Source organism: Variovorax sp. J2P1-31 (genome assembly GCF_030317215.1).
GTDB lineage: Bacteria > Pseudomonadota > Gammaproteobacteria > Burkholderiales > Burkholderiaceae_C > Variovorax.
This window is the reverse complement of the sequence record NZ_JASZYA010000002.1, coordinates 1858496-1865560: the sequence shown is the minus strand read 5'-3', so window position 1 is coordinate 1865560 and position 7065 is coordinate 1858496. Positions and strand designations below refer to the sequence as shown.

The window sequence follows — 7065 nt, the reverse complement described above, 5'->3', positions numbered from 1 at the left end:
CATGAGCGTTTAAAGTCTTGCGACTTGTTCCGAAGAACTTGGCAATTACCTTCAAACGCCCACGCTTATCGGCTGTAGATTTTTAATGAACCGCATCAGACATCTACCGTCTTCTGCTTGCGTTCGCTGCGATCAGCGAAGCCTTGTAGTCTATCACGGTTTTTACAGAACCGTCAAACTTTTTTCGCTTTCTTTTTCTTCACCGTCTCACTTCGTTCGGACTCTCATCCCCTGAAGCTCAACTGCGATTCGTTTTCAGCGCAGCCTTCGATTATGACTCGGTTTTGGCGACTTCGTCAAACCTTTCGGCTTTTTTCTTTGCTCACCAGAGTGAAGCCTTCCAGCATCACCCCGGTCTGCTTTCGTACGTGACGTCTGCTGAGCGAAGCCCTCAAGTGTATGCCAAAAACAGGCGCTTGCAAGCCTGCACCTACAAGAAGTTTGAACAATGCACCCGCTCGACGGGGTTCGAAGGCAGCAGTCCCCATCGGCGCGGGCAATGGAACTACAGGAGAGACGGCACGGACACTACATAGAGGAGGCTGTGTGCCCCCCAGACTGCCTGTCGAGACCAAGGATCCATCCGGGCCCGCTTCGTTCGAAACAAAACGGAACGCTCACGCCCTCCGCCCCGGGGAACCCTTGCCTTAGCACTCCCTCCAACCGAGTGCTAATATGTCGATCAACAAAGGAGTTCCCCCAATGACAAGTCTGTCTGGAGCCTCTATGACCCATCAACTCGCCGTCGCCAACCCCTGGTCGATGGTGCCGCCGCTGGGCAACCTGGATGCCTACATTTCGGCTGCGAACCGCCTGCCGCTGCTCTCCCTCGAGGAAGAGCAGGGCTTTGCGCGCAGCCTGCGTGACCACAACGACCTCGAATCGGCAGGTGCTCTGATCCTGTCGCACCTGCGCCTCGTGGTCTCCATCTCCCGCCAGTACCTGGGCTACGGGCTGCCGCACGGCGACCTGATCCAGGAAGGCAACATCGGCCTGATGAAGGCGGTGAAGCGCTTCGATCCGGACCAGGGCGTCCGGCTGGTGAGCTACGCCATGCACTGGATCAAGGCCGAGATTCACGAGTACATCCTGAAGAACTGGCGCATGGTGAAGGTCGCCACCACCAAGGCGCAGCGCAAGCTGTTCTTCAATCTGCGTTCGATGAAGCAGGGTTTCAAGGCCGACGACGCCGCCGCCGATGGCGACACCCATCGCTCGACCCTGACCGAAGGCCAGATCACGCAGATGGCGGAGAAGCTCAACGTCAAGCGCGAGGAAGTGCTCGAGATGGAGATGCGTCTGTCGGGCGGCGACGTGCTGCTCGACCCGAGCCCCTCGGACGACGGCGACGACGCCTTCGGCCCGATCGCCTACCTGGCGGACGCCACGCAGGAGCCGACCGCGCAGCTGGAATCGCGTGCGCGCGACAAGCTGTCGAGCGACGGCATCGCGACCGCGCTGGAAGCGCTGGACGAGCGCAGCCGCCGGATCGTGGAAGAGCGCTGGCTCAAGGTCAACGACGACGGTTCGGGCGGCATGACGCTGCACGACCTGGCCGACGTGTACGGCGTGAGCGCCGAGCGCATCCGCCAGATCGAGGTGGCGGCCATGAAGAAGATGAAGAAGGCGCTCGCCGACTACGCGTGAGGCCTTCGCCCTCCAGGAACAAAGCCCGGCATGCCGGGCTTTGTCATTTGGAGAGCGTGCGCAGCGCCCGCTTGGCGATGTAGCGCGTCTGGGGCGTGTCCGATTCCGCCACCCAGCGCGCGCACACGCCGTCGACCCATTCCCCCTGGCTCTTGCTCGCGTCGTTGAGCCAGTTGGCCACCGAGTTCTGCACATAGCGGCTCGGATCGGCGCGCAGGGGTTCGAGCAAGGCCAGCGCGCGCCAGGGCGCGGTTTTGAGCGCCTCGATCTGCGCACACCACACACCGCGCGGGCGCGTGAGTTCGCTCGCGAAGCGGCGGATGTTCGGATCGGGATCGCCCACCCAGGGCTGCAACAAGGCCAGCGCTTCGTCGAGCGAGGCGATGACCGCATCGCGCACCGCCATCCAGGCGATCTCGCGCACGCCGAAATGCGGATCGGCGGCAAAGCGTCGTACCGCCTCCAGTTGCGCCGGCAGCGGCAGACCCGACAGCGTGACCCATTGCGCGGCCCAGCAGCGCGCCACGTCGCTGGGGTGGGTGGCCAGCCTGTGGGCCACGGCGTCGCGTTCGTCGTGCTGCGCCGCCAGGTCGTAGAGCACGCGGGCGATGTGGCCGTGGCGCTGCATCGGCCTGAAGGCGTCGAGCATGGCCAGCGTGTCGAGCAGACGCTCGTGCTGCGCATCGAGTCCGATGTGGCCCGCCACGCTGCGCGCCAGTTGCGGCAGCGCCAGCGCCATGAATTCGTTGAGGTTGACGGTCTCGAGCCGGCCGTCGTTGAGGGCCTGCAGCACCTCGGGCGGGATCAACGCGATGCGGAATGCGCCCTTGCGCCCTTTCAGGTGCTCGACCGAGTCCGCCGCCGTCGCCATGCCCTGTTCAGGAAGCGAGCAGCGTCTTCACGTCCGCCACCATCGGCGCCACGCCCATGCCGTAGCGCGCGTAGAGGCGCAGCCGCCCCTGCGTGTCGTAGATGTAGCTGGCGGCCGAGTGGTCCATCGAGTAGCTGGTGGGCGTCTTGCCGTCGACCTTCTTGTAGTAGGCCTTGTAGTCCTTGGCCATCGCGACCAGCTGTTCGTTGGTCGGGATCAGCGCGACGAAGGAGGGGTCGAAGGCGCCCATGTAGGCCTTCATGACCTCGGGCGTGTCGCGCTCGGGGTCGACCGTGACGAACAGCACCTGCAACTTGTCGCCGTCCTTGCCCAGCTGCTGCTTGACCTGCGCCATCTCGCTCATGGTGGTCGGGCAGACGTCGGGGCACTGGGCGTAGCCGAAGAACAGCACCACCACCTTGCCCTTGAAGTCCTGCAGCGTGCGCGCCTTGCCCTCGGCGTCGGTCAGCGCGAAATTCTTGGCGTAGTCGGCGCCGGTCATGTCGACCGCATTGAAATTGGGCTTGGCCTCGGTGCAGGCGGCGAGGCTGGTGCCGACCAGGGCGGCCGCGCCGGCCCACTGCAGGAAATGTCGCTTGTGCATGGCGTCGTCAGAGGAGGTAGTGATCGACCAGCAGCGCCGCGAACAGCACGCTCAGGTGGATCAGGGAGAAACGGAAGGTCTTGCGCGCGAGCGCGTCGGAATAGTTGCGCCACAGCGCGAAGGCGTAGCCGCTGAAACCGATGCTCACCACCACCGCCACCGCGAGGTACAGCCAGCCGCTCATGCCGTAGATGAAGGGCATCAGGCAGGCCGCGAACAGGATGAAGGTGTAGAGCAGCACCTGCAGCCGTGTGAACGCGTTGCCGTGCGTGACCGGCAGCATCGGCAGGCCGGCCTTGCGGTAGTCCTCGACCCGGTAGAGCGCCAGCGCCCAGAAGTGCGGCGGCGTCCAGAGGAAGATGATCAGGAACAGGATCAGCGCCTCCGGCCCGACGTCGCCGGTCATCGCGGCCCAGCCCAGCACCGGCGGCATCGCGCCCGAGGCGCCGCCGATCACGATGTTCTGCGGCGTCAGCGGCTTGAGGATCACGGTGTAGATCACCGCGTAGCCGACGAAGGTGGCGAAGGTGAGCCACATGGTCAGCGGGTTGACCGTGAACCACAGCAGCGCCGAGCCGGCCGCGCACAGCAGCGCCGAGAAGATCAGCGCCTGCCGGTCGCTGAGCTCGCCGCGCGCGGTCGGGCGCCAGGCGGTGCGCTTCATCTTGGCGTCGATGCCCTTCTCGACCAGGCAGTTGAAGGCGGCGGCCGCACCGGCCACCAGCCAGATGCCGATGCAGGCCAGCAGCGCGCGCTCCACGTCGGCCAGGCTCGGTGCGCCGGGCACGGCCAGCACCATGCCGATCAGGGCGCAGAAGACGATGAGCTGGACCACGCGCGGCTTGGTCAGCGCATAGAACTGGCGGATCACGCTGGCGTTCGAGGCGCTCTGCGGTGCGGGAGGGGTGGGAACGGGTCTGCTCATGCGGCCCCCATGGTGCCCGAACGCGGGGCGGTGCCGCGCACCGTCACCGCATTCTTTTCGCGCCGGCTCTCGCACAGCGTCCAGACCAGCACCACGGCCAGCGCCGCGGCGCCGCCGGTGTGCAGCACGGCCGCGGCCAGCGGCCAGCCCAGCAGCACGTTGCCCAGGCCGGTGGCGAGCTGCAGCAGCGCGAGTCCGGCCAGCCAGCGCGCCGAGAAGCGCAGCGCAACGATGCGATGCAGGCGCCAGGCCAGCACGCCCAGCGCGACGAAGACCAGGTAGGCCATCAGGCGGTGCACATAGTGGATGGCGGTGAGCGCCGCGAAGTCGATCGGCGTGCCCGAGGTGTCCACACCCAGCTCACGCCAGATCTGGAAGCCCTGGGCGAAATTCATCGGCGGCCACCAGCTGCCCTGGCAGGTGGGGAACTGGGTGCAGGCCAGCACCGCGTAGTTGGTGCTGACCCAGCCGCCCAGCGCGATCTGCAGCGTGAGCAGCGCGGTGGTGGCGACCAGCAGGGTGCGCAGCGGCGAGGCGATCGGCACCGGGCCGCGCGCGGCCGCGGCCTGCCGGTAGCGCACGGCCTGGATGCACAGCAGCGCGAGCAGCACGATCGCGCCCATCAGATGCAGGGTGACGATGGCCGGGAACAGCTTGAGCGTGACCGTGAGCGCGCCGAAGGCGCCCTGCAGGCAGACCCAGACCAGCGTGGCGGCGGGCCACCAGGCGCTGAGCGCCTGCGGCGCGTCGGCCGCCTCGCGCGCGGACAGGCGGCGCTGGCGGCGGCGTTCGATCCAGGTGGCGACGGACAGCACCAGGATCAGCACGCCCACGCCGGTGGCCAGGTAGCGGTGCACCATCTCGACCCAGGCCTTGCTGTGCGTGACCGGGCCGGTGGGCTGCGCCGACTGCGCCATCGCGATCTCGTGCCGCGCGCCCAGCGGGCTGGCGTTGCCGTAGCAGCCGGGCCAGTCCGGGCAGCCCAGGCCCGAATCGGTGAGCCGGGTGAAGGCGCCGAAGAGCGTGAGGTCGAAGGTGAGGAAGAGCGTGAGCACGGTCAGCGCGTGCAGCCGGCGCGCGGGGCCGGCGCCGGCGTTGCGCCGCCAGACCCAGAACAGCGGGCCGAGCGCGATCAGCACGCCCATGGCCATGAGCCAGGCGACGGGCGTGAGGTCGTAGAGAGACTGGGTTTCCTTCATCGAGAATCAGCGGCCCGCCTCGTCCCAGGACGACGACGCCCGCAACAGGCGCCCCAGGTCGCGCTTGGCATGGCCCGCGCCTTCGGCATCCATGCGGGCCGGGAAGCGCATCATCAGGTTGCCCAGCGGGTCCACCACGAACAGGTGCTCGGCCAGCGCATGGCCGGCCGCGGGCACCAGCCACTGCGCGAGGTCGGCTGCCGGCACGCGCAGCACGGTCGCGCCGTGCAGGCCGTTGTCCAGGCGCGCGGGCACCGGGGCCGCGTCGCTCACCAGCCAGACGCGGTCGAGCCGGTCCTTTTCGCGGCCCAGGCTCTCGCGCAGCTGGCGCTGCAGGTAGAGCTGCTGCTCGCACAGCGCGTCGCAGGCCGCATCGGCCACCGTCACCAGCAGCCACTGGCCCTTGAGCGCGGGCAGCGGCGTGGGCGTGCCGTCGCGGGCGATGGCGTTCAGCGCCGGCAGCGGGCGCTGCGGCTCGATCAGTTCGCCGTACACGCTGCGGCCTTCGGGCCGGACCACGTAGTAGGTGAAATAGGAGGCGATCACCGGCGCGGCGCAGCACAGCATCACGGCCGCCATCTTCCAGCGGCCGAGCGCGGTGCGGCGGCCTTCGCCGCCCTGCAGCGCCTGGGTCGGCGAGGGCATCGAATGCACGGTCAGGCCGAGCGGCTCGTCAGGAGCGGACATCACGGGCCTTGCTGCGCCGGGGGGCGATGAGTTGGAACCAGACATAGAGGAAGACGACGAGGGCCGCGAGGCCGAACCACTGGAATGCATAGCCATAGTGCTTTTCGACGCCCAGCGCGGGCGCGGGCCATTCGCGCAGCAGGCCTTCGGAGGCGGCGCCGGTCTGCTGCAGCGAGAGGTCGGTGCGCAAGGGCAGCCGGGTCTCGGCGCGGAAGGCTTCGAGGTCCAGATTCTGCCGGATGGGGGAAGACCCCACGGCGGGCTGCTGGCCTTCGGGCGCCGGCGCCGGTGCCGCTTCCTTGCCCAGCTCGAACAGATGCGCGGGCGGCGTGGCGACCAGCGCCGTCACCTCGACCAGGCCGCCGGGCGTCTCGACCGGCACCAGCTGCGTGCGGTCGGTGAAATTGCGCTGCACCCAGCCGCGCTGGATCATCACCGTCTGCTCGCTGCCCTCGATGGCGAAGGGCGTCAGCACATAGAAGCCGGGCACGCCGCGCATCTGGCGGTTGTCCAGGTAGACGGTCTGCGGCGCCAGCCAGAGGCCGCGCAGGTGCACCGGGCGGTGCAGCGCCTGCGCGGGTTGGTCCAGCGTCAGGAAGGCCTCCTGGTCGAGCGGCGGCAGCAGCTTCTGCGCATCGATCTCGGCCTGCAGCGCTTCCTTCTGCGCCGCGCGCGACAGCTGCCAGCGGCCCAGCGAGACGGTGGTGGCGAGGGTCAGCACGGCGGCCAGCGTGACCAGCCAGAAACGTCCGCGCCGGGCAGGCCGAACGGGCGCGGGTGGCACGTCGTTCAGCACCGGAGGTGCCTCGCGAGGCCGATAATCGGGTTCATGAAATACGTCCTCGCCCTTGCGTTCGCGGGCATCCTGGCCAGCCTGGGCTGGGCCCTGTTCTTCATGATGAAAGACGGCCGGGATGGCCGCGCCAAGAGCGGCGGCATGGTGCGCGCCCTCACGGTTCGGATCGGCCTGTCGGTCCTTTTGTTCCTCTGCGTGCTGCTGGGCTGGAAGCTGGGCTACATCACGCCCGGCGGGCTGCCGATCGGCAAGTAGATCGTGCTCGTTCCAGGTCCACCAGGACCAGGGCGACCATGAAAAAAGCGCCTTCCGGCGCTTTTTTTTCGGACCGGTCGG

At 67.8% G+C, this 7065-nt stretch carries 8 protein-coding genes; 2 read left to right on the top strand and 6 right to left on the bottom strand.

Features of this window, described 5'->3' with window-relative positions; translation table 11 throughout:
• The first annotated feature begins 702 nt into the window (after positions 1-702).
• Positions 703-1647, top strand: a complete 945-nt coding sequence (gene rpoH, locus QTI20_RS19920; RefSeq protein WP_286553378.1) for an RNA polymerase sigma factor RpoH — start codon at positions 703-705, stop codon at positions 1645-1647.
• Between the two features lie 43 nt (positions 1648-1690).
• On the opposite strand, the gene QTI20_RS19915 is transcribed toward rpoH, so the two are convergent.
• From QTI20_RS19915 to QTI20_RS19890, 6 genes are read right to left on the bottom strand one after another with little or no spacing between them, the layout of a single operon-like run.
• Positions 1691-2518, bottom strand: a complete 828-nt coding sequence (locus QTI20_RS19915; RefSeq protein WP_286553377.1) for a DNA alkylation repair protein — start codon at positions 2516-2518, stop codon at positions 1691-1693.
• 7 nt (positions 2519-2525) lie between these two features.
• Complete coding sequence (locus tag QTI20_RS19910; RefSeq protein ID WP_286553376.1) at positions 2526-3122, bottom strand: SCO family protein; 597 nt, start codon at positions 3120-3122, stop codon at positions 2526-2528.
• Positions 3123-3129: 7 nt separating this feature from the next.
• A complete protein-coding gene (gene cyoE / locus QTI20_RS19905; RefSeq protein ID WP_286553372.1) occupies positions 3130-4047 on the bottom strand; it encodes a heme o synthase in 918 nt (305 codons plus the stop codon).
• The gene (locus tag QTI20_RS19900) at positions 4044-5246 is read right to left on the bottom strand and encodes a COX15/CtaA family protein (RefSeq protein WP_286553371.1); all 1203 of its coding nucleotides are present in this window, start codon (positions 5244-5246) and stop codon (positions 4044-4046) included. The genes cyoE and QTI20_RS19900 overlap by 4 nt, the downstream gene beginning before the upstream one ends.
• A gap of 6 nt (positions 5247-5252) precedes the next feature.
• Entirely contained in the window at positions 5253-5933 is a 681-nt protein-coding gene (locus tag QTI20_RS19895) for a redox-active disulfide-containing membrane protein (protein WP_286553370.1), read from the bottom strand.
• The gene (locus QTI20_RS19890; RefSeq protein WP_286553482.1) at positions 5920-6726 is read right to left on the bottom strand and encodes an SURF1 family protein; all 807 of its coding nucleotides are present in this window, start codon (positions 6724-6726) and stop codon (positions 5920-5922) included. The genes QTI20_RS19895 and QTI20_RS19890 overlap by 14 nt, the downstream gene beginning before the upstream one ends.
• A gap of 36 nt (positions 6727-6762) precedes the next feature.
• Here QTI20_RS19890 and QTI20_RS19885 point away from each other — a divergent pair, with 36 nt between their 5' ends.
• Entirely contained in the window at positions 6763-6984 is a 222-nt protein-coding gene (locus QTI20_RS19885; RefSeq protein WP_183027119.1) for a twin transmembrane helix small protein, read from the top strand.
• The last annotated feature ends 81 nt before the right edge of the window (positions 6985-7065 follow it).

What these genes read in the sequence shown, in the direction of transcription:
- QTI20_RS19900 (WP_286553371.1), bottom strand. Translation starts at nt 5,246, where the DNA reads ATGAAGGAAACCCAGTCTCTCTACGACCTCACGCCCGTCGCCTGGCTC.
- QTI20_RS19910 (WP_286553376.1), bottom strand. Translation starts at nt 3,122, where the DNA reads ATGCACAAGCGACATTTCCTGCAGTGGGCCGGCGCGGCCGCCCTGGTC.
- QTI20_RS19915 (WP_286553377.1), bottom strand. Translation starts at nt 2,518, where the DNA reads ATGGCGACGGCGGCGGACTCGGTCGAGCACCTGAAAGGGCGCAAGGGC.
- cyoE (WP_286553372.1), bottom strand. Translation starts at nt 4,047, where the DNA reads ATGAGCAGACCCGTTCCCACCCCTCCCGCACCGCAGAGCGCCTCGAAC.
- QTI20_RS19895 (WP_286553370.1), bottom strand. Translation starts at nt 5,933, where the DNA reads ATGTCCGCTCCTGACGAGCCGCTCGGCCTGACCGTGCATTCGATGCCC.
- rpoH (WP_286553378.1), top strand. Translation starts at nt 703, where the DNA reads ATGACAAGTCTGTCTGGAGCCTCTATGACCCATCAACTCGCCGTCGCC.
- QTI20_RS19885 (WP_183027119.1), top strand. Translation starts at nt 6,763, where the DNA reads ATGAAATACGTCCTCGCCCTTGCGTTCGCGGGCATCCTGGCCAGCCTG.